Origin of the sequence: Streptomyces sp. KL116D (assembly GCF_030766975.1) — a bacterium.
In the GTDB taxonomy this organism is placed as follows: domain Bacteria; phylum Actinomycetota; class Actinomycetes; order Streptomycetales; family Streptomycetaceae; genus Streptomyces; species Streptomyces longispororuber_A.
In genome coordinates this window covers 18,482-43,211 of sequence record NZ_JASERH010000013.1, presented here as the reverse complement: position 1 = coordinate 43,211, position 24,730 = coordinate 18,482, and the positions used below count along the sequence as shown (strand labels likewise).

The window sequence follows — 24,730 nt, the reverse complement described above, 5'->3', positions numbered from 1 at the left end:
GAGGGAGGGGGTTCGCGGCAGAGGGGAGAGGGCGTTGGTCCCGGTGGATCGGGCCGTTCGGCGCTTCGCCGGGGGTGGGCGGGTGCGTAGTTTGAGGGGATCTGATCGGTTCGGGAAGGTTCTGGGGTGCTGGTATGAGGCGCGCGATACGTGGCAGGGGGCGCGGTGCGGGAGCGGCCGTCGCCGTGGTGGGCCTCGGGGCGGTGCTCGCCGCCTGTTCGTCGGGGACGCCGAAGGCGGCCGGCTCCGCCGACGGCGGCACCGTCGCCGAGGTGCGGGCCGTCGCCGACCCCGGGACGCTCGCCGGTCTGCCCGCCCGGGCGGACGGCGCCGCGATCACGGTCGGCGAGCAGGACGCGCCGCACACGGTGAAGGTCTACGAGGACGCGCGCTGCCCCTACTGCAAGAAGTTCGAGGAGGGCGGGGCGCGGGCGCTGACGCAGTCCGTGGCGAGCGGCGACGTGAAGATCGAGTACACGATCGCCTCGTTCCTCGACGACAACCTCGGCGGTTCCGGCTCGGTGAACGCCGCGAACGCGCTGCGCGCCTCGGTCGACGCGGGGAAGTTCCCCGAGTTCCACGCCGCCGTCTTCGCCAACCAGCCGGACGACGAGTCGCAGGACGCGTACACGAACGCCTTCCTGCTGAAGATCGCCGGCAAGGTCGACGGGCTGCGCTCGACCGCCTTCGACAGTGCCGTGAACGACGGCGCGTACGAGAAGTGGGTCGGCGACGCGATGCGGGCGTTCCGGGACGACGGGATGCAGGGCACGCCGACCGTGCTGATCGACGGGAAGAAGGCGGGTGGCGGCGAGGACGCCCTCTACGGGAAGGCGTCGTTCGCGGCGGTCCTGAAGGACGCCGGGATCTCCTAGCTTCTGTCGGGGGTCCGGCGCAGGGCGCGCACCGGGTTCCACGCCCCGCCCGCGTCCCGGACGAACGGGAAGCAGGCCAGGCCGATCAGGACCGACGTGAAGTGGCCGAGGTCCGTGAACGTGCGGCCCGTGACGAGCGGACTCCCGTAGACCACCAGCACCACCGCCAGGTAGACGTACCGCCACGGTGAGCTGATCCGGTACGTGAGGACCGCGACGACGCCCGCCAGGGCGTAACTGACGCCCACGTCGAGGGTGTTCACCGACGACGGCGGCGCGTGGCCGTGCCGGATCGCCCACAGCAGCGCGCCCTCGCTGATCAGTGTCGCCAGGACGTGCGCGGCCGCGGCGACCGCGAGCCAGCGCAGCGTGCCGAGCCAGCGCTCCGCCTGCGCGTGGAAGACCGTGTAGAGCACCGCGTACGGCCACCAGGTGGCGCCGTCGATCCAGAACGCCGAGGAGACCAGGACCCGCATCGGGTTCTGCGACAGCTCGTGCAGGTTCGTGGAGCGCTGGCGCAGGAACTCCTCCTCGAACTCCGGGCTCATGTGGTGCACGGCGACCGTCGTCACGAAGAGCGCGGCCAGCCAGACGTAGGTGCCCGGAGCGCTGCGGACGTAGGCCCCCACGCGGCGGAGAAAATGGTGCATGGTCGATTCAGGCACGCCGGTAGGGTCGGCGGCGTGATCGACATTCCGGGCGGACTGATTGAGTCGCAGTACGAGTTCGCGGGGGAGGCGGGCCGGGCGTTCATCGCGGGGCTGCCCGCCCGCGTCGAGGAGTTCGTCGAGCGGTGGGGGCTGACGGTCGACGGGCCGCCGATGCACGGGATGGCCGCGCTGGTGCTGCCCGTGGTGCGGGCGGCGGACGGGGTGCCGGCCGTCGTGAAGTTCCAGGTGCTCGACGAGGAGACCGACGGCGAGCCCGTCGCGCTGCGGCACTGGGACGGCGACGGGGCGGTGCGGCTCCTGGACCACGACGACGCCACCGGCACGATGCTGCTCGAACGGCTGGACGCGGGGCGGATGCTGAGCGTCGTGGCGGACTCCCGCAAGGCCGTCCTCGTCATCGCCGAGCTGCTCGCGCGGCTCACGGCCGGGCCCGCGCCGGCCGGCCTGCGGCGCCTCTCCGACATCGCGGCCCGGATGCTGGCGGACGTGCCGGACGCGTTGCCGCGGATCGCCGACCCGGCGCAGCGGCGCACCGTGGCGGACTGCGCGGCGGCCGTCCGGGAGGTCGTGGGCGAGGCCGGGGACCGGCTGCTGCACTGGGACCTGCACTTCGAGAACGTGCTGGCCCCGCGGGCGGACAGTGGCCGGGAGCCGTGGCTGGCGATCGACCCGAAGCCGCTCGCGGGCGACCCGGGCTTCGACCTGTGGCCCGCCCTCGACAACCGCTTCGAGCCGGACGAGGTGGTGTGGCGGTTCGACGCGATGACGGACGTCCTCGGCCTCGACCGGGACCGGGCGCGGGCCTGGACGCTCGGGCGGGTGCTGCAGAACGCGCTGTGGGACGTCGAGGACGGCCGCCCGCTCTCACCGGACGGGATGGAGATCGCGCGCAGGCTCGCGCGCCCGAAGGCTTAACCTGCGCACATGATCCGTGAAGCCACCCCCGCAGACGTTCCCGTCATCCACGCCATGGTCAGGGAACTCGCCGACTACGAGAAGGCGTTGGACGAGGCCCGGGCCACCGAGGAGCAGTTGCGGGACGCACTGTTCGGCGAGCGGCCCGCCGCCTTCGCGCACGTCGCCGAGGACGACGCCACCGGCGAACCGGTCGGCTTCGCGCTCTGGTTCCTGAACTTCTCCACCTGGCGCGGCGTCCACGGGATCTACCTGGAGGACCTGTACGTACGCCCCGGCGCGCGCGGCGGCGGCCACGGCAAGGCCCTGCTGACCGAGCTGGCCCGGATCTGCGTGGCGCGTGGCTACGAGCGTCTGGAGTGGTCGGTGCTGAACTGGAACGAGCCGTCCATCGCCTTCTACCGCGCGCTCGGCGCGCGGCCGCAGGACGAGTGGACGGTGTTCCGGCTCACCGACGAGGCACTGAACAGCCTGGGCGCGTAAGGGAGTTACGGCTCCAGGACCACCTTGCCCGTGGTGCCGCGCGAGGCGAGGGCGTGGTGCGCGGCCGCTGCCTCGGCGAGCGGGAAGCGGTGCACGGCCGGGCTGAGGACGGAGCGGGCGGCCAGGTCGAGGGCGGCCAGTTCGAGGGTGCGGATCGGGTTGTCGCCGCCCGCCCGCCGCATCATCGGCGGGCCGAGGACCTCCACCTGGGTGAGGTCGCGGCGGGTGCGCTCGGCCTCGTCCAGGAGCTGCGGGCCGGGGGCGCCGCCGATGCCGTCGGCGGACCAGCCGAAGATCAGGTGCTGTGCGCCGGGGCCGAGCAGGTCGAGGGCGGCGCGGGCCGCGGGTCCGCCGACCCCGTCGAACAGGACGGTGCCGCGCAGGCCGCGCGCGTCGAGGAACTCCCGTGCCGTGTCCGCCCAGCCGGGGTCCTGGTAGTCGAGGGCCAGGTCCGCGCCGTTCCGCTCGACCTGGGCCGTCTTCTCCGGGCCGCCGGCGAGGCCGATGACGGTGCCGCCCGCGTGCTTCACGTACTGGACGACGAGCGTGCCGATGCCGCCCGCCGCGGCCGGGACGATGGCGACCGTGTCCGGGGTGACCTCGGCGAAGTCGAGGATGCCGATCGCGGTGCGGCCGGTGCCGATCATGGCGACGGCCCCGGCCGCGTCCAGGTTCGCCGGGATCTCGTGCAGCCGGGCGGCGTCCGCGACGGCCAGCTCGGCGTAGCCGCCGGGCGTGAAGCCCAGGTGGACGACGACCTGCTTGCCGAGCCAGGACGGGTCGGTGTCCGGGCCGAGCGACTCGACGGTGCCCGCGACCTCGCGGCCGGGGATCGTGGGCAGGTCGGGGAGGTGCGGCAGCGGGCCCTGGATGCCCTGGCGGACCGCGGTGTCCAGCAGGTGCACGCCCGCGGCCGCCACCGCTATGCGGACCTGGCCCGGGCCGGGCTCGGGGTCGTCGGTCTTCTCGTACGTGAGGTTCTCGGCCGGGCCGAAGGCGTGCAGGCGGATGGCGTGCATGAGCGCTCCCCGTGGTGCGTCTGTCGTGCCGTGCTCTCGTGTGCCGCCAGTCTTCGACCTCAAGCGCGGTTGAGGTCAAGGCCCTGCACGGAGACCCGGGACCGCAGCGCGAGCGTCGTCGCCTCGATCGCGCTGGTGAGGGAGACCTCGGACAGGACGCCGGGGGCCGCCACCATGTCGCCCGCCAGGTAGACGCCGTCGCCCCGGTCGATCGCGGGCCGGTCGCGCCAGGTCGTGCCGGGCCGGTCGAGCGCGCCCGTGCGGCCCTTGGCGACCGCGTCGCGGCGCCAGGTCAGCCGGTCCCGCCAGCCCGGCAGCGCCAGGTCGAGGAGGCGGTCGGCGCGGGCCGACCCGGCGGCCTTCGACTCGTGCGGGGCGAGCGGGACCTGGCCCTGGACCAGGCTCTCGCCGCGCGGGGCGAGCGACCTGTCCTGCGCCGTGAACCGCTCGATCCAGGCCGGGAAGTCGATCCCGGAGACCGCGAACGCGTCGCCGCGACGGCTGCGGACGGCCAGGTCGACCAGCGTCGTACGGCCGCTGTCCCAGACGAGGGAGTCGTCGCGCAGCAGCCGGCGGGCCGCGTCCAGCGACGTGGCGACGACCGTCGGGGCGCCGGTGGGCACGGTGTCGAGCCGGGCGCAGGTCTCCACGCGCACGCCCAGGTTCCAGGCGCGGGCCGCCATCCGGTCGATGACCGACGACCAGCCGCCGACCGGGTAGTGCGCCTCGGGCGGCAGCTTGGCGGTGCGGCGCAGGCGCTCCTGCACGAAGCGCGCGGAGAGTGCTCCCGGGTCGTGGTGGAAGAGCGCGACCGCCGTGTAGTGCGCGGCGGCCCGGGCGCCCGCCGGCCCGACGATGCGGCTCGCCCAGGTGGTGAAGTCCTCGTCGACCGGGGCGAGTTCGGGCCGGTGCCGGAGCAGCCGCAGGAGCGCGAGGGGCGGGGTGCGGCGCAGCGCGCCGTCGCGGTGGAAGCGCAGCCGGGCGCCCTCAAGGGGAGGGATCGGCGCGAGCGGTCCGAGCAGGTCGCGCTGCCGCAGCCAGGTCCAGTGCGGGCCGCCGTCGTAGAGGGCGTGCGGGCCTTCGTGGGTGCGGTACGGGGCGTCGGCGGTGCGGGCGCGGCCGCCGAGGGTGTGGTGGGCCTCGTAGAGGGTGACGCGGGCGCCGGCCTCCGCGGCGGTGACCGCGGCGGTGAGGCCGGCGAAGCCGCCGCCGATGACGGTGAGGTCGGGGGTGCTGCGGGGCATGGTCGCTCCTGCCTGTGCGGGCGTCTGTGGCGCGCGTGCGCTCTCCCGGATACGACGGACGAGCGGGGCCCGAATGTGACATCGGAGGAATCGGCGCAGGTCGCAGGGGTGCGGCCGGGGTTGTCGGTGGGCACTGTCAGTGGGGGCGGGCAGCATGGGGGCATGGCGGACAGGCGTGGTGGAGCGGCGAAGGTGAAGCGGGCGCGGCGGCCGGAGGTGCGGCTGCCTCCGCTGGAGCCGTGGCGGGAGGGCGGCCTCCTGGAGCCGGACGGGGACTACGACGGCGTGGAGTTCCGCGCGGTCGACTTCACCGGGCAGGAGGGGATCGGGGCGCGGTTCATGGACTGCGCGGTCGAGGGGTGCGGCTTCGACGAGACGGCGCTGCGCCGGGCCCGGGTCCTCGACTCGACGCTGACCGGCGTCCGGGGCGTCGGCACGGACCTGGCGGAGGCGACGCTGCGGGACGTGGAGGTGGTGGACGCCCGGCTCGGCGGGGTGCAGCTGCACGGGGCGGGCCTGGAGCGGGTGGTGATCCGCGGCGGCAAGATCGACTATCTGAACCTGCGCAAGGCGCGGCTCAAGGACGTCGTCTTCGAGGGCTGCGTGCTGGTCGAGCCGGACTTCGGGGGCGCGCGCCTGGAGCGGGTCGAGTTCCCCGGGTGCGTGCTGAAGGGCGCGGACCTGTCGGGGGTGACGCTGACGGACGTGGACCTGCGGGAGGCGGCGCAGCTGGAGATCGCGCGCGGGATCGACCGGCTGGGCGGCGCGGTGATCTCACCGGGTCAACTGCTGGACCTGGCGCCGGCGTTGGCGGCGCATCTCGGGGTGCGGGTGGAGGGGTAGCGCAGGCCGGGCCGGGCCGGGTCAGATGGCGGGGCGGGGGCTACTTCAGGCGGGGGAAGCGGCCCTGGAGGTCCCAGATCGCCGGGTTGTCGCCGAGGTCCTCGTGCATGTCGGTGAGGTCGGCGATCAGGTCGTGCAGGAAGTCCCGGGCCTCGCGGCGCAGTTCGGCGTGGGAGAAGGTCAGCGGGGGCTCGTCGCCCGGCATCCAGTCGGCCTCGATGTCGACCCAGCCGAACCGGCGCTCGAAGAGCATGCGGTCGGTGGACTCGGTGAAGTCCAGCTCCGCGTACTGGGGGGTGGCGCTGCGGCTGCCGCGCGGGTCGCGGTCCACCTGCTCGACGATGTCGCACAGCGCCCACGCGAAGTCGAGCACCGGCACCCATCCCCAGGCTGTGGACAGCTCCCGGTCCGCCTTCGTGTCGGCGAGGTACACGTCACCGCTGAACAGGTCGTGGCGCAGCGCGTGGACGTCCGCGCGCCGGTAGTCCGTCTGCGGCGGATCCGGGAAGCGGCGGGAGAGGGCGTAACCGATGTCGAGCACGTACGTGATGGTGTCACGTACCGGCCCGGCGGGCGCACGGCGGCGGTCCCGTGCGCTCGGGGCGGCAGGCGCCGCCTGCTCAGGGCAGCAGGCGCTGCTCCTTCGCCACGGCCACCGCGCCCGCCCGGGTGTCCACGCCGAGCTTGTCGTAGATCCGGCCCAGGTGCGTCTTGACGGTGGCCTCGCTGATGAACAGGGCCTTGGCGATCTCCCGGTTGCCGAGGCCGTGCGCGAGCTGGCCGAGGATGTCGCGCTCGCGGTCGGTGAGGGTGGGGCGCGGTTTGCGCATGTTCGCCATGACCCGGCTGGCGACGGGGGCGGAGAGGGCCGTGCGGCCCTGGGCCGCGGCGTGGATCGCGGCGAACAGTTCCTCCGGGCGTTCCGCCTTGAGCAGGTAGCCCGTGGCGCCGGCCTCGATGGCGCGGGTGATGTCGGCGTCGGTGTCGTACGTGGTCAGGACCAGGACGTTCGGGGTGGGGGACGGGGCGGAGGCGATGCGGCGGGTGGTCTCCACGCCGTCGATGCCCTCGCCGAGCTGGAGGTCCATCAGGACGACGTCGGGGCGCAGTTTCGCGCCGAGGGCGAGCGCTTCCTCGCCGGTGCCGGCCTCGCCGACGACCTCGATGTCCGGGGCGCTGTCGAGGAGGGCGAGCAGGCCGGCGCGGACCACTGCGTGGTCGTCGCAGAGGAGGATTCGCACCGGGGCGTTGGCTGGGCTCGGGCCGGTCATGGGGTGGGCTCCTTCTCGCCGTGGCGGGTCGAGCGGGTGGGCGGGTGCGTGTTGCGTCGTGGCTGGTCGCGCAGTTCCCCGCGCCCCTGAGGGCGCGGCCTGCGGCCGACATCCCGGGGGCGGTCAAATCCAGCCCCTCCGGCGATTGAGGAGCGGGGTCCGGGGCGGCGCCCCGTGGCGTCAGGCATCTGGCGGCTCCAAGGGGATCGCCGCCGAGAGGACCGCGCCCTCGCCGGGGGACGACTCGATCGTCAGGGTGCCGCCGAGCTGGTGGACGCGGGCGCGGATCGCGGGGAGGCCGTGGCCGCGCACGCCCGCGGCGGCGTCCGGCAGCGCCGCCGGGTCGAAGCCGTGGCCGTCGTCGGCGACGTCCATGACGACCTGGTCGTCGAGGAGCGTGAGCGTGATCGCCGCGGTGGTGGCGCCGGAGTGCTCCCGTACGTTGGCCAGCGCGCCCTGCGCGATCCGCAGCAGCGCCGACTGGACCCGGTCGGGCAGCCGCGGGGTGCGGCCCCCGTCGTCGATGTGGACGCGGACCGAGAGCCGGTCGCCGGACTCCCGCGCGGCGACGGTGTGCAGCGCCGCCTCCAGGCCGTGGGCGAGGTCGGCGGGCGCCAGGTCGTGCACGAAGCGGCGCGCCTCGGTGAGGTTGTGCTCGGCGATGGACGCCGCCGTGTGCACGTGGGCGCGGGCCTTGCCGGTGTCGGACTCCCACACCCGCTCGGCGGCCTGGAGCAGCATCTGCTGGCTGGACAGGCCCTGCGCGAGGGTGTCGTGGATCTCCATGGACAGCCGCTGGCGCTCGGCGAGCGTGCCCTCGCGGCGCTCGGACGCGGCGAGTTCGCGGCGGGTCCTGATCAGGTCGTCGATGAGGGCGCGCTGGCGGGCCGCCTGCCGCTGCATCTGGAGGAAGACGGCGGTGGCGAGCATGGCGACGGCGGGCGGGCCGAGCACCAGGTCGGGGTCCCAGCGCCCGGCGAGACGCAGCTGGGACGCCATGACGAGACCGGTCAGCAGCGTCACCAGGACCAGGGCCGCGCGGGTGGGCAGCGTGCGCAGACCGGTGTAGAAGAGCGGGATCCCGACCCAGGCGAAACTGGGCGCGAGGATCACGAGGACCACGACCACGGCGACCACGGCCGCCAGCCACAGGCGCCGCCGCACGGTGGCGCGGCGCGGGCCGTCCAGCGCGATCCCGAGGACGTACAGCACGGCGAGGACCACGCTGAGCACGATGATCCAGGGCGTGCGGGTGCCGCCGGGGTGGCGCAGCAGGAACCGGGCCAGGGCGACGCCGAGCAGCAGGAAGAACGCGGCGTGCATGACGGCGGTGAGCCACCGGGTGTCGTTCTCGTACGACTGGTCGGTGCGTCTCGTGGTCGCGCCCACCGTCACCTCCTCCACCGCTGCGAACTGGGCAAACACTCCCATTGTCGTCGGGGGCGGCGCCCCCGGGGTCAACCGTTCGGATGACCCCGGTGTCGGCCGCTCGGCGCGCCGCGTCCAGCCGGTCCGTCGAGGGTCCCGGCCCCGTTCCGGACCCAGGATTGAGGCAGAGCGGGACGGCGGAACCGGGATGCACCCCCGGAGCCCCGGGCCTCCTCGACGAACGGCACCGAGAGGTTCCGGGCACACCGCCCGACCACCCTCACCGAACTTGGGAGTTGTCCTCATGAAGCACGTCAAGAAGGTCTCGAAGCGCACCCGCGTCATCACCGGCACGACCCTCGCCGCGGCCGTCGCCCTCGGTGGCTTCGGCGCCTACTCGGCGAGCGCCTCGGAGACGACGCAGGCCGTGGCCGCCGCCCCGGCCGCCAACGTCAAGGGCAACACCACCACGTCGTCCACGCACCTGACGATCGACGCCGCGTCGAAGGCCGCGCAGGCCGCGCTCGACGCCGCCGAGAAGGAGAACCAGAAGGTCTCCGTCGCCGTCGTCGACCGCAACGGCAACACGATCCTGACCCTGCGCGGCGACGGCGCGGGCCCGCAGTCCTACGAGTCGGCCGTGAAGAAGGCGTACACCGCGGTCTCCTGGAACGCCCCGACCTCGGAGCTGACCAAGCGCCTGGAGAACGCCCCGACGCTGAAGGACATCCCGGGCACCCTGTTCCTCGCGGGCGGCGCCCCCGTCACCGCGAAGAACGCCCCGATCGCCGGCATCGGCGTGGCCGGCGCCCCGTCGGGCGACCTGGACGAGAAGTTCGCCCAGGCCGGCGTGGCCTCCCTCGGCTAGGACCGTGCGCCAGTCCCCGCGTCCCCCCGAGGGGCGCGGGGCTCTGTGCCACCGGCCACCATGGACGCGCACTCGCCCACGAGACAGCCATCGCGACGGGGCGTGGGCCACGGGCCGCTGCCCCTGGCCCCGCTCCTCCTGACCCTTCGGAGGGGCCCGATGAACCGAAACCTGCTGGACGCTGCCGCGACGGGCGACGCCGGAGCCGTCCGCGCCGCCCTCGGGGCGGGCGCCGACCCCGAGGCCCGCGACGCCCACCGCCGCACCCCGCTCCTCCTCGCGGCGCTGCACGACCACGTCGCCGCCGCGCAGGTCCTCGTCGGGGCCGGGGCCGACCCGAACGCCCAGGACGACCGCAGTGACAGCGCCTGGCTGGTCACGGGCGTCACCGGGTCCGTCGCGATGATGCGCGCGCTGCTGCCCGCGCACCCCGACCTGAAGGTGACGAACCGCTTCGGCGGCATCTCCGTCATCCCGGCGGCCGAGCGCGGCCACGTCGACTACGTCCGGGCCGTGCTGCGCGAGACCGACATCGACGTCGACCACGTCAACCGGCTCGGCTGGACCGCGCTGCTCGAAGCCGTGATCCTCGGCGACGGCGGCCGGGCCCACCAGGAGATCGTGGAGCTGCTGATCACGGCGGGCGCCGACCCCGGGCTGCCCGACGCGGACGGCGTCACCGCCCTGGAGCACGCGGAGCGCCGCGGTTTCCAGGAGATCGCCGGTCTGCTGAGGGCCGTACGGTGAGGCGTCTCGTCCTGGCCGCGACGGCCGTCGTGGTCCTCGCCACCGGGTGCGCCGCCCAGCAGAGCGACGCGTCGGACGCCAACTCCCCTGAAACGAAAGCGAGTTCGGCGACGAAGTCCCCGGGCTCGCCCACGTCACCGAAGCCGTCGTCACCGAAGCCGTCGTCACCGAAGTCCGCGTCGCCGAAGACCACCGGCGAGACCCCCGACGGCACCCTCCTCGTCGCCGACTTCGGCTCCGACACCGTCACCTTCGTCGACCCCGACCGGGGCGCGATCGACTCGGTGCGGGTCGGCGAGGCCCCGTACGGACTGGTCGTCGGCGAGGACGGCCGGGCCTGGGTCGCCACCGCCGAGGGCGTCGCCGTCGTGGACACGCACCAGCGGAAGCGCACGGCGCTCGTCGCGTACGAGACGGAGAACCTCGGGCGGGTCACCGGCGGCGAGTACCGCGGCGGCGGCATGGGCATCGCCCTCGCGCCCGACGGCGACCACGTCTACGTCGGCGTGAACGTGCCCGGCGGCAACGGCACGCTGGAGACCGTCGACACCGGGACCCGCGAGGTCACCGACGTCACCGACGTGGGCCGCCGCCCCTTCGACGTGGACGTCTCGCGCGACGGCCGCGAGGTCTACGCGACCGACCACGACTCGTTCGACGTCACCGTCGTCGACGCGCGCACGCACGACACGCGCCGCATCGAGGTCGCCCCGTACGGCACGGAGGGCGGGCTCGGCTCCTGGCTGAAGCCGCACTACGCGGCCGTCCGCCCGTCCGACGGCAGGCTGCTGTTCCCCTTCGAGGGCGAGAAGCTGGTCGTCGTCGACCCGGACACCGGCCGCTCGACGATCGAGCGGATGACGGCGAACACGCACCAGCACGGCGTCACGGTCACCCCCGACGGCACCCTCCTCGCCGTCGGCACAGGACCCATCGACCCGTCCGAGGACGAGGGCCCGTCGCTGACCGTCCGGACGAAGGACGGCAAGGAGAGGGTGATCCCGCTCGACGGACCGCACGAGGACGTCGCGGTCTCCGCCGACGGCCGCACCGCGTACGTCACCGGCGGCTTCACCCGCGACGGCTACTGGAACGGCATCTCGGTCGTCGACCTCGACAGCGGCGACGTCCGCCGACTGGCCGCGGGCGAACGGCCGTTGGGCATCGCCGTACTGTGACGCGGAAGCGGGGCATTCGGGGCAATAGGATCGCGGGGTGCGCACCCTCCGGCTCCCCGCGGCCCTGCTGTCCCTCACCGCCCTGGCCGCCCTCGCCGCGTGCGAGGGCGGCGTCCACGGCACCCCCGGCGCCGCGGGCCTGCGCGACCCGTACTTCCCGAAGCTGGGCAACGGCGGCTACGACGTCACGCACTACGCCCTCGACCTCGCCTACGACCCGGCCTCCCACCGCCTCACGGGCACGGCCGACATCACCGCGACCGCGGGCCAGGACCTCAGCGCCTTCAACCTCGACCTGGAAGGGCTGACGGTCAAGAAGGTCACCGTCGACGGGAAGCCGGCCGTGGGCAGCCGCGCCGGGCACGAGCTGACGGTCCGGCCGCACGACGAACTGCGCAAGGGCGCCACCTTCCGCGCGAGCGTCCGCTACACCGGCGAACCCGTCACCATCACCGACCCGGACGGCTCGGAGGAGGGCTGGCTGCGCACCGCCGACGGCGCGCTCGGCCTCGGCGAACCCACCGGCTCCATGGCCTGGTTCCCCGGCAACCACCACCCGTCGGACAAGGCGACGTACGACATCACGGTCACCGTCCCGACGGGGGTGAAGGCCGTCTCCAACGGGGAGTTGAGAAGCACCGGGCGCAGCCCCGACGGCCGGCGCACCGCCTACTCCTGGCACGTCGCACAGCCCATGGCGAGCTACGTGGCGACCGTCGCGATCGGCGACTTCGAGACGCAGGAGGGCCGGACGCCCGCCGGGATCCCCGTGTACACGGCCGTCGACCCGGCCGAGGCCGCGGCGAGCGCGAAGGTGCTCGCGCGGCTGCCCGACGTCGTCGACTGGGAGGCGAAGACCTTCGGCCCGTACCCGTTCTCCTCCACGGGCGCGATCGTCGACCGCGACGGCGACGCGGGCTACGCCCTGGAGACCCAGAACCGCCCCGTCTTCCCCGGCGCCCCCGACCTCGCCACCCTCGTCCACGAGCTGGCGCACCAGTGGTACGGCGACTCGGTCACCCCGAAGTCGTGGCGCGACATGTGGCTCAACGAGGGCTTCGCGACGTACGCGGAGTGGCTGTGGGAAGAGGACCACGGCGGCGACACGGCCCGGCAGTCCTTCGACGCGGTGTACGACCGCCCGGCGAGCGACGGCGTCTGGGCCTTCCCGCCCGCCGAGCCGCCGACCTCCGCGCACATCTCCGACGCGCCGGTCTACCAGCGCGGCGCGATGGTGCTGCAGCGCGTCCGCGAGGTGATCGGCGACGACAAGTTCTTCTCCCTGCTGCGGAGTTGGCCGGCCGACCACAAGTACGGGAACGCGAGCACGGCCGACTTCACGACCTATGTGGAGCAGCGCAACCCCGGCAAGGGCGAGGCCCTCGCCGGGGTCTGGGACACCTGGCTGTACGGGGACGGCAAGCCGGAGAAGGCTAGTTGACGTTCACCGCGGTCCAGGCGGCGGCGACGGCCGTGGCCTCCGCGCTGCCCGCGCCGTACAGGTCGGCGGCCGCCTGGAGGGTGGCGGTGCGGGCGCCCGCGTAGTCGGTCGAGGACGTCATGTACGTGGACAGGGCCTTGTACCAGATCTGCTGGGCCTTGTCCCGTCCGATGCCGGCGACCGAAGTCCCGCTGTACGTGGGTGAGTTGTAGGAGACGCCGTTGATGACCTTCGCGCCGCTGCCCTCGCTCAGCAGGTAGAAGAAGTGGTTGGCGACGCCCGACGAGTAGTGCACGTCGAGGCGGGCCACCTGGCGCGACCAGTAGTCGGCGGAGGCGCCGTCCTTGCTGGGCTTGTCCATGTAGCGCAGCGGGGTGCCGTCGCCGTTGATGTCGATCTTCTCGCCGATGAGGTAGTCACCGGCGTCCGCGGAGTTGCCCGCGTGGAACTCCACGGCGGTGCCGAAGATGTCGGAGGTCGCCTCGTTCAGGCCGCCGGACTCCCGGCTGTACTTCAGCCCGGCCGTGGCGGCGGTCAGCCCGTGGCTCATCTCGTGACCGGCCACGTCCAGGGCGGTCAGCGGGTGCTGGTTGCCGATGCCGTCCCCGTACGTCATGCAGAAGCAGCTGTCGTTCCAGAAGGCGTTGACGTACGCGTTGCCGTAGTGGACGCGGCTGTACGCGGCCTTGCCGTCACCGGCGATGCCGTTGCGGTTGAAGGCCTCCTTGTAGAAGTCCCAGGTCTCCGCGGCTCCGTAGGCGGCGTCGACCGCGGCGGTCTGCCGGTTGGCGACCGTGCCGTCGCCCCAGGTGTCGTCGGCGTCGTGGAAGAGGGTGCCGGTGCCGGACGTGCCGCCGTTCAGGTCGTACGTCTTGTGGCCGCCGCGCCCGCCGTCGGTCAGGTCGTAGCCGCCGGAGGCCGCCGCGGTGCTGCCGACGGTGACGGTGCCGCTGTACTCGCTGACGCCGGTGCCGGTGTCGATGGCCTGGTAGGAGTACAGCTTCTTGCCGCTCGCGGCGTCGCTGACGACGTGCAGCTCGCTGGGCGTGCCGTCCTGCTGGGTGCCCGTGACGACCGTCTCGTACGCGAGGACGGGCGCCGTGGCCGGGTCGGCGGCCCAGACGACCTTGCGGGCGGAGCCGGCGGCGGCGTCCCGGACGGACGGCGCCGCGGCGACGGCGGACTTCTTCGCGGCGGCCGGGGTGACGGACGCGGCGGTGTCCGCCACGGCCACGGATCCCTTGCGTGCCTTGGTGGACCCCTTCAGGTCACCGTTCTTCGCGGTGTGCACGACGAGGTCGCCGCCGAGGACGGGCAGGCCGTCGTAGGTGCGCTCGTAGCGGGTGTGGACGGTGCCGTCGGCGTCCTTGACCACGTCGCGGGCGACGAGCTTCTCGCCGTCGCCCAGAGCCAGTCGGCGGGCCGTGGTGGGGGCGTCGGCCTGCGCGTCCTTGAGGGCGGTGGCCCGCTGGGAGGCGCTGAGGGGGAGGGCGGTGGCGCCTGTCGCGCGGTCCGTGGCGGCCTGGGCGGAGGTGCCCGCCTGGACGCCGAGGACGACCATCGCGGCACTGGCGACGAGGGCGGCGACGCGGGGAGCGGTAGAGCGGTGTCTCACTCGGACTCCTTGTGTACCCGGTGGGGGCGTGGGGGGCGCGGGGAGAGAGTGGCACCGGGAACCGCTGTTTTGACAGTCCGCGCTCAAGGTTTTGCCGGATCGTGTCCGGTGGAGGTGGGCGGGTGTCCGTTATTCGACGGCGTGTGGCCGGTTCAGGGTCTTGCGCAACACCCGGCAGGGGCGGCCCAGTTGGCGGTCTCGCCGCCGGTCGATCTCCTCGTACCCCTGGGCGGCCCAGAAGGCGAGGCCCTTCGGGTTGTTCTCCAGCACGGCGAGCCGCACCCCGTCCCGCCCGGCCGCCCGGAACCGCTCCTCCACGGCGGCCGCCAGCTCCCGCCCGAACCCGGCGCGCTGACGCGCCCCGTCGATCATCAGCAGCCCGATCCACGGATCCGGGTCGGCCGGGTCGGGGTGCTGCTCCAGGGTCACGGCGATCCCCACGAGGGGCCCGCCGGCCCGGGCCAGCAACACCTCGGCACCGGGCTGCGCGAGCTCGTCGGCGAGGGCGGCGGCGACCTGCTCCACGGTGATGTCGTCAGGATCGGGAAAGTCCCCGCTCAGCGCGAAGAACTCCCGATTGGAGGCGTAGAGCTCCGCGGTCTCGGTGAGGAGTTCGGCGGGGAGGGGGTGGTCGGGGCCGGGTGTGAGGGCTTCGAGGATCACGGCCCGAGCGTAGGCGGCTCAAGCGCTTGGGTCGGCCACCTCAAGCCTCTGCGGCGATTGAGCAGCGGGGTCCGGGGCGGAGCCCTGTGACCGTAAGGCCGTTGCGGGGGTGAAGGAGTCGGGGGTCAGGGCCGGTGACCGTCATTTCTAGCCTCTGCGGCGATTGAGCAGCGGGGTCCGGGGCGGAGCCCTGTGACCGTAAGGCCGTTGCGGGGGTGAAGGAGTCGGGGGTCGGGGCCGGTGACCGTCATTTCTAGCCTCTGCGGCGATTGAGCAGCGGGGTCCGGGGCGGAGCCCCGTGACCGCAACCCCGGCGCCGGGCGAAGAAACCCGTTGCGACCCCCTGGCCCCGGCCGGGAGGATTCAGGCCGTGACCACTTCCCCGCACACCACGCCGCGCCCCCTGCCCGCCCCCACCCCGGCCGGGCGACAGCAGCGCGACCAGGAGCGGAGGCCGATCCCGACCGTCGCGTGACCGGGGCCCTGGTCGCGGGCCTGCTCGCCGGATACGGCATCGCCGTACCGGTCGGCGCCATCGCGGCCTACCTGGTGACCCTGACGGCCCGGACGAACCTGCGCACGGGCGCGAGCGCGGCGCTCGGCGTGGCCACCGCGGACGGGCTCTACGCCCTCGCGGCCGTGGCCGGCGGAGCCGTCGCCGTCCCCCTGGTCCGCACCGTCCAGACCCCGCTGCGCTGGACCTCGGCGGCCGTCCTGCTCGCCCTCGCGGCGCACGGCACGGTCAAGGCGCTCCGCCGGCGCCACGACGCCCGCCCGGACGAACCCCGACTCACCGCGCGCAACGCCTACCTGGGGCTCCTCGGCCTGACGCTCCTCAACCCGCTCACCGTCGTCTACTTCGCGGCGCTCGTCCTGGGCGGCGGCGGAGGCCACGCCACCGGCCCGGCCCAGCGCACCGTGTTCGTCCTCGCCGCGTTCGCCGCGTCCGCCAGCTGGCAACTGCTGCTCGCGTGCGGCGGGGCACTGCTCGGCCGGGCGCTGACGGGTCCGCGGGCCCGGCTGCTGACCGCCCTCGCGTCCAGCACGCTGATCGCCGGCCTCGCGACCCATCTGGCCCTGTCCGGATAGCCGGACGGGCCCCGGCCCCGCACCACGAAGGCGGTGCGGCGGCCGGGGCCCGTACCCGACTGGCTTACGGAACTCAGACGTTGACGCCGAAGTCCTGCGCGATGCCGACCAGGCCCGAGGCGTAACCCTGGCCCACGGCGCGGAACTTCCACTCCGCCCCGTTCCGGTACAGCTCGCCGAAGACCATCGCCGTCTCCGTCGCCGCGTCCTCGGAGAGGTCGTAGCGCGCGATCTCGGTGCCACCCGCCTGGTTCACGATGCGGATGTACGCGTTGCGCACCTGGCCGAAGTTCTGCGTGCGGGTCTCCGCGTCGTAGATCGAGACCGGGAAGACGATCTTGTCGACGTCGGCGGGCAGCGCCGACAGGTTCACGTTGATCGCCTCGTCGTCGCCCGCGCCCTCACCGGAGCGGTTGTCACCCGTGTGCACGATCGACTGGTCCGGCGTCTGCTTGTTGTTGAAGAAGACGAAGTGGGCGTCCGAGTAGACCTTGCCCTGCGTGTTGACCGCGATGGCCGAGGCGTCCAGGTCGAAGTCGGTACCGGTCGTGGTGCGGACGTCCCAGCCGAGGCCCACGGTGACGGCGGTCAGGCCCGGAGCCTCCTTGGTGAGCGAGACGTTGCCACCCTTGGACAGGCTTACAGCCATTGCGGGAGTCCTTCCCTCGTTAAGTGCGCTGGTGCGCGGTGTACGTGCGTAGCCGAAGCTACTCGTACCCCTATGAACGCGGAGGGGGGTACCTCAGGTTCCAGCTCTCTTTACTTTCTTTACCCGGCCGCCGCACGCCGGGCGAAAAGAGGGTGACGCGGGCCGTACGCACGCGCGACCATGGACGCATGTCCGGTCCTTATCCCATCCGCGGCTCGGTCGTCCTTCCGGAGGCCGAGCTCGTCTGGCGTTTCTCGCGGTCGTCGGGGCCGGGCGGTCAGCACGTCAACACCAGCGACTCGCAGGTGGAGCTCCGCTTCGACCTGGCGAACACGCAGGCGCTGCCCGAGGTCTGGAAGGCGCGCGCCCTGGAGCGGCTGGCGTCCCGCCTGGTCGGTGGCGTCGTGTCGGTCCGTGCGTCCGAGCACCGCTCGCAGTGGCGCAACCGCGAGACCGCGGCGGTGCGGCTGGCCGCGCTGCTGGCGGAGGCGTCGGCGCCGCCGCCGAAGCCGCGGCGGGCCACGCGGGTGCCTCGCGGCATCAACGAGCGGCGGTTGCGGGAGAAGAAGGCTCGGGCCGATACGAAGCGGGGGCGCTCCGGGCGTGACTGGTAGCGGGTGACCGTCTGCCGGGTTCCCGAGCGCTGCCGTCTCACCGTCCGGTGGGGCTTCTCGCGCAGTTCCCCGCGCCCCTTCAGCGGGGCGCCGTCCGCCGGGTTCTGTGTGATGCCGGGTGCGGGTCTCGTCGTGGCTGGTCGCGCAGTTCCCCGCGCCCCTGAAAGGCATGCGCTGCGCGCAGCCTTCTCCCCGGGGAGATGCCGCCCGAAGGGCGCATCTCCAGGGGCGCGGGGAACTGCGCGACCAGCCCCCACCGGGCCCGCAGACGAACACCCCCCGGTCTACCCCAAGTGCCGGTACCGGCCACGGAAATACATCAGCGGACCCCCGTCCCCACTGGGCAGCGCCGCGCCCAGGACGCGGCCGATGACCAGCGTGTGGTCACCCGCCACCACCCGCTGCTCCGTCCGGCACTCCAGCGTCGCCAACGCCCCGCCGACCAGCGGAGCCCCCGTGTGCTCCCCCCGGACGTACGGGATGTCCTCGAAGAGGAGGCGGTCGCTGATGCGGCCCTTCATCGCGAACCGGCCGGCGATGTGGCTCTGCGACTCGGAGAGGACCGACACCGCCCACAGGGGCTGCTCGTCGAGCAGGTCGTCCATGCGGGAGCCGTTGCGCAGCGAGACCATCACCAGCGGCGGATCGAGCGAGACCGACATGAAGGCCGTCGCCGTCATGCCCGCGTCCTCCCCGGAGGGGCCCTCGGGGTCGAGCTGCGGCTCGTGCGCGGTCAGCAGGACGACGCCCGCGGCGAGGCGGGACAGGGCGGAGCGGAACTCGTCGTGACTCACTCCCTCAGGATGCCTGGAGGAAGGGGAGGGGACGGTGGCGAGCGGGGGGACCGGCGTGGCAGGGGGAGTCTTCAACACGGGATCGACGCTAGTCCGGCATCTGTACGCCTCGCATCGGGCGGACGACGGAGCGAGGTCCTAGGACCACCGACCGGCATCAACCGGAACACCCGGTTTCGACCCGGCTCGTCCTGGTTACCGTGTTCGGCAAACACACAGAACGCACCCGGGTAAGGGCGCCAACCCTTCACCTTCTGCTGTGACTTGAGTCACAGGGGCCATTATTTGTTGACCCTGTGTACCGAGTGGGCAGCGCGCTGTGATTCAGTGGCGGTCGACACTGCGAAATGAACGTGCTGCTGCACGTGCGAAGAGAGCCGATCAGAATTCTGGAGTGCTGTCGAGGTCTCGGGGAGAACTGAGCATGGAGACCGAGTCGGAGCCGTACGTCCGTCTTGCGACCCTGCGTCAGCTGCACCAGGTGATGGCGGACATGAACACCGCCCGCAGCCTGGCCGACACCCTGCAGACCGTCGCCGACGGTGTCGTCAACGGGCTCGGATACGAGCTGGCCTGCGTGAACCTCGTACGCCCCGACGGCGACCTGGTCGTCGCGGCCTTCTCCGGGAACTCCGCCGCCGAGGCACTGATCACCGGCCGGGTCGGCTCCCGCACCTCCTGGGACCGCCGGCTGAGCATGGGCGAGTCCTGGGGCGAGCTGCGCTTCATCCCGTACACCGAGGGCTGGATCCTCGACGAGGACGACGTGCCGCAGTGGTTCACGGACGGCCCGCCACCCCGCTTCGACGACGAGTGGCACCCCTCCGACCGCCTCTTCGCCCCGATGTACGCCACCGGCACGTCGGGCGGCGAACTCCTCGGCGTCATCTCCGTCGACCGCCCGCGCAACGGGCGGCGGCCCGGCGCCTGGGGCCGCGAGGCCCTGCAGATGTACGCGTTCCAGGCCGCCATCGCGATCAGCAACGCCCGGCTGCGCTCCAACATGCAGCGCGCCCTCGTCCGCCTGGAGCGCGAGCAGCAGGCCCTGCGCGCCAGCGAGGAAAGCTTCCGGCAGGCCTTCGAGTACGCGCCGTCCGGCATGGCCATCGCCGAGATGGGCGGTGACCAGCACGGCCGCATCCTGCGGACGAACGACGCGCTGTGCCGGCTGCTCGGCCGGCCCGCCTCCGCCATGCGCCGCTACTCCTTCTCCGACCTCGTGCACCCGGAGGACATCGGCACGCTGCTGCGCACCTCCGCCGAGGGCGGCCGCGCCGAGCTGCGGCTCGGCCGGCGCGACGGCACGTACGTCTGGGTCAGCCTGCGGAACTCGGTGGTGGCCGACGCCGCCGACGGGCCGCGGTTCCTGCTCACCCACGTCGAGGACATCGAGGAGCGCAAGCGCCGCGAGCTGCAGCTCGCCCACCGCGCCTCGCACGACTCCCTCACCGGCCTGCCCAACTCGGCGGAGCTGCGCGCCCGCCTCTCCGCCCGGCTCTGCCGCCGCCCGCAGGACAGCAGGCCGAGCGCCGTGGACTCGCTCGACGCGGCGTACGGCGACCACCCGGCCGTCCCGGACACGAACGGGCACGGCTTCGACTTCGGCTCCGTCGTCCCGCACCAGTCGGGCCTCTACGAGGGGTTCGACGGCTTCGACCACCACGTGCACGTGATCGCGCCCGAGGGCGACGGCTCGGCCGACGACGGCACCAAGGGCCTCGCCGTCCTCTTCTGCGACCTCGACGGCTTCAAGTCGATCAACGACCGGTTCGGGCACAACGCGGGTGACGCGGTTCTCATCGAGGTCGCCCGCCGGCTGACCAGCGGCGTCCGGGACGGGGACACGGTCGCCCGGCTCGGCGGCGACGAGTTCGTGGTGCTCGCCGACGGGCTCGGCCGGGCGGACGCCGAGGATCTCGCGGTCCGGTTGCGGAACGCCATCATTCCGCCGATTCGGGTGGACGGCCGGGCGGTGCGCGTGGGGGCCAGTTTCGGCATCGGCTGGGCCCACTGCGGCATGACGGCAGAGGAAGTGCTGCAATCCGCTGACCAGCGGATGTACGTGGAGAAAAGATCACGTGCCAAGCAGCACCGGCGGGCCGGCTGACCCCCGGGCCGCGCGGGATTCCCGGGTCTCGGTGAGGTCAAGGCCACGCCTTGGGGTGCCTCGCAGCGGGTACGCTCGCCCCGGTAAGCAACGTGTAGGGAGTGATCAGGGATGGCGCCCGGCAACAACGGCGCGAGCACCACGCCCGAGGACGACGACCCGTTCGGCTATCTGTACGCCGACGGGCAGGCGGCCGGGGCGACCCCGCCCAATGGCGGGGGTGGCGGCTACGGCTACCCGAATCCCCGCTCCTCGTACCACCAGGTCCGCGCGGTCGGCGAGCGCCAGTACGGGCAGACCCAGCCCACCCAGCAGTACCAGCAGCCGAACGCGTACTACCAGGCTCCCGAGACGGTGGCCGGCGGCGTTCCCGCCCAGCCAGGACCGCCGCAGCAGCCCGCGCGCGGCGGTGGCGGCCGGGGTCGCGGTCCGAACACGAAGGCGCTGCTGATCGGGGCGGTCGCCGTGGTCGCGGCCGTCGTCATAGGGATCAGCGTTGCCATGCTCAGCAACGGCTCGGACGACGACAAGGGCGGCGACGCGGGCGCGAACCCGTCCGGCGACGCGCAGACCGTGCAGCCCAGCGAGACCCCGTCGCAGTCCTCGCAGGCCAAGCCGGAGGCCCTGCCCAAGACGGACGCGAAGGCGCTGAAGCTGGAAGGCGGCCCCGTCACCGCGTCCGACGTGAAGGGCGCGAAGGCCGCGGGCGGCGTGTACGTCGCGGGCTTCAACAAGGTGGGCGCGAAGATCTCCTGGAACGTGGACATCGCGAAGGCCGGCCAGTACCGGCTCTACGTCCGCTTCGGCATCCCCGGCGAGGACGCGGACGCCACGCTCAACGTGAACGCGAAGCCGAACGCCCAGGCGCTCAGCATGCGGAACTTCGCGGGGTCCCCGAAGGGCGACTGGGCGAAGGGCTGGCAGTCGACCTGGGCGAACGTCACCCTGACCAAGGGCACGAACGTCATCGAGCTCGTCTGCGCCGACGGCAACCAGTGCAACGCCAACATCGACAAGCTCTGGCTGCAGTAGCCGACGCCCGGGGCGGCCGGAGTCAGGCCGCCCCGTCCAGACGGTCGGCCACCGCGACCTTGCCCACCAGCGACTCGTAGGTGTCGCGGTCGAACTCCCCGGCCACCGGTGACACCACCGTCGCCGCCGACAGGGCGACCGCGCGGGCCAGCCGCTGCGGCCAGGGGAGGTGCTCCACCTGGCCGGAGAGCAGGCCCGCCACCGCCGAGTCACCGGCGCCCGTCGGATTGCCCGACAGGCGGTCGGGGGCCGGGGCGCGCCACTCGCCGTCCGGGGTGAGCGCGAACAGGCCCTCGGCGCCGAGCGAGGCGACGACGGCGTGCGCGCCGCGCCTGCGGGCGTCCTTCATGGCCTGCAACGGCTCGTGGGAGCCGGTGAGTTCGGCCAGTTCGTCCGCGTTCGGCTTGACCAGGTCGGGGCGGGCCGCGATGCCGCGGCGCAGCGGCTCACCGCTGGTGTCGAGCAGGACGGGCACGGAGGCGGCCCTGGCGGCCCTGACGAGCGTCGCGTAGGCCCCGACCGGCACACCGGGCGGCAGGCTGCCGCAGAGGGCCACCGCGGAGGCGGAGCGCAGCAGGTGCTCGTACGCCTCCTGGAAGGCCGCCCACTCGGTGGGCGAGACGGCCGGACCCGGCTCGTTGAGCTGCGTGGTGTCGCCGGTGGCGGCGTCCACCACGGCGATCGTGCGGCGGGTCGACCCGGTGACCGGCACCAGGGCGTCGGACACCCGCTCCACGCCCAGGAGTTGGTCCTGCACCGTGCGTCCCGTGGCGCCGCCCACGAAGCCCGTCACCGTCACCTCGTGACCGAGTGCGGCGAGCACCCTGGCCACGTTCAGACCCTTGCCGCCGGGCCGTTCGGTGACCTCGGTGACGCGGTGCGAGGCGTGCGGGCGCAGCGCGGGCACCCGGTACGTGATGTCGAGTGCGGTGTTGAGCGTGACCGTGAGGATCACCGGACCTCACCCCCCTAACGTACTTTCAGTAGCGGGGGCCGATCATGCCAAAGTCAAGGCGGCCAGCCCAGCCCTGGGACCGGCCGCCCGGGCAACTGCCTGCGATCTCGCGGCAGTTGCGACCTCAGGACAGGTGCGGCTCGACGAGCCATTCGCCGCCGCGCATCACGCCCTTGAGGTCGAACTCCTCGTCCAGGACGACGAGGTCGGCGTTCTTGCCGGGTTCGAGCGAGCCCACCTGGTCGTAAATGCCCAGCAAACGGGCCGGGTTGGCGGAAATCGCGCGGACCACGTCCTCGACCGGCAGTCGGTCGACGGTGGCCGCCCGCTTGAACGCCCGGTCCAGGGTGAGCGTCGATCCCGCGATGGAGCCGCCCTCGACGAGCCGCGCCACGCTGTCCTTCACCTCGACCTCCATCGGGCCGAGCATGTAGCGCCCGTCGCCGAAGCCGGCCGCGTCCATCGCGTCGGTGATGAACGCGACCTTCTCGCCGCCCTTGTGGTGGAAGGCGAGTTCGAGGGCGGCGGGGTGCAGGTGCGTGCCGTCGTTGATCAGCTCGACGGTGATCCGCTCGTCCTCCAGGAGCGCCGCGATCGGGCCCGGAGCGCGGTGGCCGAGCTGCGGCATCGCGTTGAACAGGTGCGTGGCGACGGTGGCGCCCGCGTCGATCGCCTCCACCGTCTGCTCGTACGTGGCGTCGGTGTGGCCGATCGCGGCGATCACGCCGTGCTCGGCGAGCAGCCGCACGGAGTCGATGCCGCCGGGCAGCTCGGTGGCGAGCGTGACCATCTTGGCCCTGCCGCGGGCCGCGTCGATCAGCTTGCGGACGTCGGCCGGGTCGGGGTCGCGCAGCAGCGTCTCGTCGTGGGCGCCCTTGCGGCACGGGGAGATGAACGGGCCCTCGAAGTGGATGCCCGCGAGCTCGCCCTGCTCGGCCAGCTCGGAGAGCAGGCCCGCGCGCTGCACGAGGAAGTCCATCTCGCCGGTGACGAACGACGCGACGACCGTCGTGGTGCCGTGCAGCCGGTGCGTGTGGATGCCCTTGAGGATGTCCTCGACCGTGCCGGAGGTGAAGGACGCGCCGCCACCGCCGTGGTTGTGCATGTCGACGAAGCCGGGCACCACCCAGTGGCCGGAGAGGTCGAGGACGGCGGCGTCGGCGGGAGCGCTCCCGGCGATCCGCGAGCCGTCGACGATGACGCGTCCGTCGGTGACGGTCCCGGTGGGCAGTACCACCCGGGCACCGGCGAGCACCTTTGCTGTGGCCATCAGGCGGTTACCTCCGTGTTGTCCGTGCCTTCGACGTGTTCGGCGAGCAGGTCCCAGGCGAGGAGTCCCGCGCCCAGGCATCCGGCGGTGTCCCCGAGGACGGCCGGGACGATGGTGGGAAGCGACTGGAACGTCACGCGCTCGGCGACGGCCGCCCGCAGCGGTGTGAACAAGGTTTCCCCGGCCTCGGCGAGTCCGCCACCGATGATCAGGGTGCGCGGGTCCAGCAGAGTGAGTGCCATGACGAGGCCGTCGGCGAGCGCGTCGACCGTGTCCCGCCAGACGGCGGCGGCCCGCTCGTCGCCCGCGTCGACGGCCTTCGCGCAGTCCGCCGCGGTGGCGTGCTCGTCGCCGCTGGCGGCCTGCCAGGCGAGGGTGACCGCGGAGGCGGACGCGTACCGCTCCAGGCAGCCGCGCTGCCCGCAGCCGCACGGCACCCCGCCGGGCCGGACGACGACGTGGCCGATCTCGCCCGCCGAGCCGTGCGCGCCCGGCTCGATCCGGCCGTCGATGCCGATGGCGCCCGCGATGCCGGTGCCGAGCGGCAGGAACAGGAACCGGTCGGCGTCCTTGCCGGCGCCGAGCCGTCCCTCGCCGAGTCCGCCGGTGCGCACGTCGTGGCCGAGGGCGACCGGGATCCCGTCGAGCCGCGCGCTCAGCAGGGCCCGCATCGGCACGTCCCGCCAGCCGAGGTTGGCGGCGAACAGTGCGATCCCGTTCGCCTCGTCGACGACGCCGGGCACGGCGACCCCGGCGGCCGCGGCGGGCTCCCCGAAGTGTTCCTCGCCGTACGCCCGCAGATCGGCGGCGAAGTCGAGGATCGTCTCGACGACCGCGTCGGCGCCGCGCTCGCGCTCGGTCGCCCGGCGCGCCTGATGCAGCAGCGTGCCGTCGGCGCCGACCAGGGCGGCCTTCATCCCGGTGCCGCCCACGTCCAGGGCGATGACATGTCTCACGGGGCACAGTGTCGCGCGTTCACCCACAACAGGTCTAGTCCACTTGCATGGATCTTGCACGGA

The 24,730-nt window shown here is 73.2% G+C and carries 25 protein-coding genes; 12 read left to right on the top strand and 13 right to left on the bottom strand.

The window, feature by feature from the left end; genetic code table 11:
* Nucleotides 1-134: 134 nt before the first annotated feature.
* Complete coding sequence (locus RBJ77_RS04275; RefSeq protein WP_372343758.1) at nt 135-875, top strand: thioredoxin domain-containing protein; 741 nt, start codon at nt 135-137, stop codon at nt 873-875.
* On the opposite strand, the gene RBJ77_RS04270 is transcribed toward RBJ77_RS04275, so the two are convergent.
* Nucleotides 872-1,525 carry a rhomboid-like protein gene (locus tag RBJ77_RS04270; protein ID WP_372343815.1) on the bottom strand — a complete coding sequence of 218 codons (654 nt, stop codon included), beginning with the start codon at nt 1,523-1,525 and terminating at the stop codon, nt 872-874. The two genes, RBJ77_RS04275 and RBJ77_RS04270, sit on opposite strands and share 4 nt — an antisense overlap.
* Here RBJ77_RS04270 and RBJ77_RS04265 point away from each other — a divergent pair.
* Both RBJ77_RS04265 and RBJ77_RS04260 read left to right on the top strand, forming a co-directional pair.
* On the top strand, nt 1,517-2,461 hold the full coding sequence (locus RBJ77_RS04265; RefSeq protein ID WP_372343757.1) for an aminoglycoside phosphotransferase family protein: 945 nt from the start codon (nt 1,517-1,519) through the stop codon (nt 2,459-2,461). The two genes, RBJ77_RS04270 and RBJ77_RS04265, sit on opposite strands and share 9 nt — an antisense overlap.
* Nucleotides 2,462-2,470: 9 nt before the next feature.
* Complete coding sequence (locus RBJ77_RS04260; RefSeq protein ID WP_372343756.1) at nt 2,471-2,944, top strand: N-acetyltransferase family protein; 474 nt, start codon at nt 2,471-2,473, stop codon at nt 2,942-2,944.
* A 5-nt stretch (nt 2,945-2,949) separates the two neighbouring features.
* Here RBJ77_RS04260 and RBJ77_RS04255 read toward each other — a convergent pair whose 3' ends face one another.
* Nucleotides 2,950-3,963, bottom strand: coding sequence for a zinc-binding dehydrogenase (locus tag RBJ77_RS04255; RefSeq protein WP_372343755.1), 1,014 nt, complete (start codon nt 3,961-3,963; stop codon nt 2,950-2,952).
* A 59-nt stretch (nt 3,964-4,022) separates the two neighbouring features.
* A complete protein-coding gene (locus RBJ77_RS04250) occupies nt 4,023-5,207 on the bottom strand; it encodes an NAD(P)-binding protein (protein WP_372343754.1) in 1,185 nt (394 codons plus the stop codon).
* Between the two features lie 162 nt (nt 5,208-5,369).
* Here RBJ77_RS04250 and RBJ77_RS04245 point away from each other — a divergent pair, with 162 nt between their 5' ends.
* Nucleotides 5,370-6,050: a pentapeptide repeat-containing protein gene (locus RBJ77_RS04245; protein WP_372343753.1), complete on the top strand. Its 681-nt coding sequence runs from the start codon at nt 5,370-5,372 to the stop codon at nt 6,048-6,050.
* A gap of 40 nt (nt 6,051-6,090) precedes the next feature.
* Here RBJ77_RS04245 and RBJ77_RS04240 read toward each other — a convergent pair whose 3' ends face one another.
* From RBJ77_RS04240 to RBJ77_RS04230, 3 genes are all read right to left on the bottom strand, one after another.
* Nucleotides 6,091-6,591 carry a hypothetical protein gene (locus RBJ77_RS04240; protein WP_372343752.1) on the bottom strand — a complete coding sequence of 167 codons (501 nt, stop codon included), beginning with the start codon at nt 6,589-6,591 and terminating at the stop codon, nt 6,091-6,093.
* Between the two features lie 79 nt (nt 6,592-6,670).
* Nucleotides 6,671-7,321, bottom strand: a complete 651-nt coding sequence (locus RBJ77_RS04235) for a response regulator (protein ID WP_372343751.1) — start codon at nt 7,319-7,321, stop codon at nt 6,671-6,673.
* A 180-nt stretch (nt 7,322-7,501) separates the two neighbouring features.
* Nucleotides 7,502-8,752, bottom strand: a complete 1,251-nt coding sequence (locus tag RBJ77_RS04230) for a sensor histidine kinase (protein WP_372343750.1) — start codon at nt 8,750-8,752, stop codon at nt 7,502-7,504.
* Between the two features lie 241 nt (nt 8,753-8,993).
* Between RBJ77_RS04230 and RBJ77_RS04225 the strand changes: the two genes are divergently transcribed.
* From RBJ77_RS04225 to RBJ77_RS04210, 4 genes are all read left to right on the top strand, one after another.
* Nucleotides 8,994-9,557 (top strand): heme-binding protein, encoded by a 564-nt coding sequence (locus tag RBJ77_RS04225; RefSeq protein ID WP_255982938.1) that lies wholly within the window; start codon nt 8,994-8,996, stop codon nt 9,555-9,557.
* Between the two features lie 159 nt (nt 9,558-9,716).
* Nucleotides 9,717-10,304, top strand: coding sequence for an ankyrin repeat domain-containing protein (locus RBJ77_RS04220; RefSeq protein WP_372343749.1), 588 nt, complete (start codon nt 9,717-9,719; stop codon nt 10,302-10,304).
* Nucleotides 10,301-11,482, top strand: a complete 1,182-nt coding sequence (locus tag RBJ77_RS04215; RefSeq protein WP_372343748.1) for a YncE family protein — start codon at nt 10,301-10,303, stop codon at nt 11,480-11,482. The genes RBJ77_RS04220 and RBJ77_RS04215 overlap by 4 nt, the downstream gene beginning before the upstream one ends.
* A 37-nt stretch (nt 11,483-11,519) precedes the next feature.
* Nucleotides 11,520-12,923 (top strand): M1 family metallopeptidase, encoded by a 1,404-nt coding sequence (locus RBJ77_RS04210; protein ID WP_372343747.1) that lies wholly within the window; start codon nt 11,520-11,522, stop codon nt 12,921-12,923.
* On the opposite strand, the gene RBJ77_RS04205 is transcribed toward RBJ77_RS04210, so the two are convergent.
* Nucleotides 12,916-14,484, bottom strand: a complete 1,569-nt coding sequence (locus RBJ77_RS04205; RefSeq protein WP_372343814.1) for a M4 family metallopeptidase — start codon at nt 14,482-14,484, stop codon at nt 12,916-12,918. The two genes, RBJ77_RS04210 and RBJ77_RS04205, sit on opposite strands and share 8 nt — an antisense overlap.
* A 183-nt stretch (nt 14,485-14,667) precedes the next feature.
* Entirely contained in the window at nt 14,668-15,201 is a 534-nt protein-coding gene (locus RBJ77_RS04200) for a GNAT family N-acetyltransferase (RefSeq protein WP_372343746.1), read from the bottom strand.
* 471 nt (nt 15,202-15,672) lie between these two features.
* Here RBJ77_RS04200 and RBJ77_RS04195 point away from each other — a divergent pair, with 471 nt between their 5' ends.
* Entirely contained in the window at nt 15,673-16,290 is a 618-nt protein-coding gene (locus RBJ77_RS04195; protein WP_372343745.1) for a LysE family transporter, read from the top strand.
* Between the two features lie 73 nt (nt 16,291-16,363).
* Here RBJ77_RS04195 and RBJ77_RS04190 read toward each other — a convergent pair whose 3' ends face one another.
* Entirely contained in the window at nt 16,364-16,939 is a 576-nt protein-coding gene (locus RBJ77_RS04190) for a TerD family protein (protein WP_255978655.1), read from the bottom strand.
* Nucleotides 16,940-17,127: 188 nt separating this feature from the next.
* Between RBJ77_RS04190 and arfB the strand changes: the two genes are divergently transcribed.
* On the top strand, nt 17,128-17,553 hold the full coding sequence (gene arfB / locus RBJ77_RS04185) for an alternative ribosome rescue aminoacyl-tRNA hydrolase ArfB (protein ID WP_255978652.1): 426 nt from the start codon (nt 17,128-17,130) through the stop codon (nt 17,551-17,553).
* Nucleotides 17,554-17,837: 284 nt separating this feature from the next.
* Here the strand turns inward: arfB and RBJ77_RS04180 are convergent, their stop codons facing one another.
* Entirely contained in the window at nt 17,838-18,425 is a 588-nt protein-coding gene (locus RBJ77_RS04180; protein ID WP_372343744.1) for a flavin reductase family protein, read from the bottom strand.
* A gap of 346 nt (nt 18,426-18,771) precedes the next feature.
* Between RBJ77_RS04180 and cdgB the strand changes: the two genes are divergently transcribed.
* Both cdgB and RBJ77_RS04170 read left to right on the top strand, forming a co-directional pair.
* A complete protein-coding gene (cdgB, locus tag RBJ77_RS04175) occupies nt 18,772-20,454 on the top strand; it encodes a diguanylate cyclase CdgB (RefSeq protein WP_372343743.1) in 1,683 nt (560 codons plus the stop codon).
* A 111-nt stretch (nt 20,455-20,565) separates the two neighbouring features.
* Nucleotides 20,566-21,486: a CBM35 domain-containing protein gene (locus RBJ77_RS04170; RefSeq protein WP_372343742.1), complete on the top strand. Its 921-nt coding sequence runs from the start codon at nt 20,566-20,568 to the stop codon at nt 21,484-21,486.
* A 22-nt stretch (nt 21,487-21,508) separates the two neighbouring features.
* On the opposite strand, the gene RBJ77_RS04165 is transcribed toward RBJ77_RS04170, so the two are convergent.
* The 3 genes from RBJ77_RS04165 to RBJ77_RS04155 form a co-directional block, all read right to left on the bottom strand.
* Nucleotides 21,509-22,441 (bottom strand): 1-phosphofructokinase family hexose kinase, encoded by a 933-nt coding sequence (locus RBJ77_RS04165; RefSeq protein ID WP_372343741.1) that lies wholly within the window; start codon nt 22,439-22,441, stop codon nt 21,509-21,511.
* A 124-nt stretch (nt 22,442-22,565) separates the two neighbouring features.
* On the bottom strand, nt 22,566-23,711 hold the full coding sequence (gene nagA, locus RBJ77_RS04160) for an N-acetylglucosamine-6-phosphate deacetylase (protein WP_372343740.1): 1,146 nt from the start codon (nt 23,709-23,711) through the stop codon (nt 22,566-22,568).
* A complete protein-coding gene (locus RBJ77_RS04155) occupies nt 23,711-24,667 on the bottom strand; it encodes an ROK family protein (protein WP_372343739.1) in 957 nt (318 codons plus the stop codon). The genes nagA and RBJ77_RS04155 overlap by 1 nt, the downstream gene beginning before the upstream one ends.
* Between the last annotated feature and the right edge of the window lie 63 nt (nt 24,668-24,730).

Bases quoted from the DNA above. Each gene is read 5' to 3' on its own strand.
- RBJ77_RS04275 (WP_372343758.1), top strand. From the start codon at position 135: ATGAGGCGCGCGATACGTGGCAGGGGGCGCGGTGCGGGAGCGGCCGTC.
- RBJ77_RS04265 (WP_372343757.1), top strand. From the start codon at position 1,517: ATGGTGCATGGTCGATTCAGGCACGCCGGTAGGGTCGGCGGCGTGATC.
- RBJ77_RS04270 (WP_372343815.1), bottom strand. From the start codon at position 1,525: ATGCACCATTTTCTCCGCCGCGTGGGGGCCTACGTCCGCAGCGCTCCG.
- RBJ77_RS04260 (WP_372343756.1), top strand. From the start codon at position 2,471: ATGATCCGTGAAGCCACCCCCGCAGACGTTCCCGTCATCCACGCCATG.
- RBJ77_RS04255 (WP_372343755.1), bottom strand. From the start codon at position 3,963: ATGCACGCCATCCGCCTGCACGCCTTCGGCCCGGCCGAGAACCTCACG.
- RBJ77_RS04250 (WP_372343754.1), bottom strand. From the start codon at position 5,207: ATGCCCCGCAGCACCCCCGACCTCACCGTCATCGGCGGCGGCTTCGCC.
- RBJ77_RS04245 (WP_372343753.1), top strand. From the start codon at position 5,370: ATGGCGGACAGGCGTGGTGGAGCGGCGAAGGTGAAGCGGGCGCGGCGG.
- RBJ77_RS04235 (WP_372343751.1), bottom strand. From the start codon at position 7,321: ATGACCGGCCCGAGCCCAGCCAACGCCCCGGTGCGAATCCTCCTCTGC.
- RBJ77_RS04230 (WP_372343750.1), bottom strand. From the start codon at position 8,752: ATGGGAGTGTTTGCCCAGTTCGCAGCGGTGGAGGAGGTGACGGTGGGC.
- RBJ77_RS04225 (WP_255982938.1), top strand. From the start codon at position 8,994: ATGAAGCACGTCAAGAAGGTCTCGAAGCGCACCCGCGTCATCACCGGC.
- RBJ77_RS04220 (WP_372343749.1), top strand. From the start codon at position 9,717: ATGAACCGAAACCTGCTGGACGCTGCCGCGACGGGCGACGCCGGAGCC.
- RBJ77_RS04205 (WP_372343814.1), bottom strand. From the start codon at position 14,484: ATGGTCGTCCTCGGCGTCCAGGCGGGCACCTCCGCCCAGGCCGCCACG.
- RBJ77_RS04190 (WP_255978655.1), bottom strand. From the start codon at position 16,939: ATGGCTGTAAGCCTGTCCAAGGGTGGCAACGTCTCGCTCACCAAGGAG.
- arfB (WP_255978652.1), top strand. From the start codon at position 17,128: ATGTCCGGTCCTTATCCCATCCGCGGCTCGGTCGTCCTTCCGGAGGCC.
- cdgB (WP_372343743.1), top strand. From the start codon at position 18,772: ATGGAGACCGAGTCGGAGCCGTACGTCCGTCTTGCGACCCTGCGTCAG.
- RBJ77_RS04170 (WP_372343742.1), top strand. From the start codon at position 20,566: ATGGCGCCCGGCAACAACGGCGCGAGCACCACGCCCGAGGACGACGAC.
- nagA (WP_372343740.1), bottom strand. From the start codon at position 23,711: ATGGCCACAGCAAAGGTGCTCGCCGGTGCCCGGGTGGTACTGCCCACC.